Below are 814 nucleotides of genomic sequence, written 5' to 3' on the forward strand. Positions count from 1 at the left end.
ATTGTTTGAATCGGCTTGGGAAACCCTTCAAACGTTTGGCAAAAACAAAAAACTCCAAATGGGAATGATTGCTGTTTTGCACACTTGGGGACAGAATCTGAGTCTTCATCCACATTTGCACTGCATTGTTCCCGGTGGTGGCGTGGATGAAAACGGAGATTGGAAAAACATCAAAAATGACGGCAAATTTTTGTTTTCGGTAAAGGCATTGAGTAAAGTTTTCAGGGCTAAATTTTGTGAGAAACTGAAAGTTAAAAACCTTGAAGAATATCCAAAAATCAGACAAAGTCTGTGGGAAAAACCTTGGGTAGTTTACGCCAAAAAGCCATTTGGAAGCCCAAAATCTGTGGTGGAATATTTAGGTCGTTATTCCCACAAAATCGCCATCAGCAACCAGAGAATCAGAAAAATTGATGCGGAAACGGTCACTTTTTCTTACAAAGATTACCGCCAAAAAGGCATCAAAAAGCAGATGGTTTTGAGCCACGAGGAGTTTATCCGAAGATTTGCGATGCATATTTTACCGAAAAGGTTTGTGAAAATCCGTCATTATGGTTTTTTGAGCTCTACCTGGAAGCGTGAAAAACTCAAAATTTTGCAACAAAAATTAGGTATCCAGCCCAAAGAAAAGGCTTTGCCAAAAGCTTTTCAGCCAAAATGTCGTTGTTGTAAAGTTGGAAATCTTGTGACGATTGCCACGTTCGATCTTCGAGGTCCGCCAAGTTGGTTTTTGGAGATGAGCCAAAGCCAGCCAACGCCTAAAAAATAGATTTTTGGGTAAGGGAAATTATGCCCAAAAGTGAAGAAAAACACA

1 protein-coding gene is annotated in these 814 nt (G+C 39.8%); it reads left to right on the forward strand.

Features of this window, described 5'->3' with window-relative positions:
• Window positions 1-769: IS91 family transposase (locus QWT87_RS21080; RefSeq protein ID WP_302718710.1), on the forward strand; the 769-nt coding region annotated here is incomplete at its 5' end.
• Window positions 770-814: the final 45 nt, after the last annotated feature.

The organism is Chryseobacterium urinae, from assembly GCF_030518295.1.
GTDB classification, from domain to species: Bacteria; Bacteroidota; Bacteroidia; order Flavobacteriales; family Weeksellaceae; genus Chryseobacterium; species Chryseobacterium mucoviscidosis.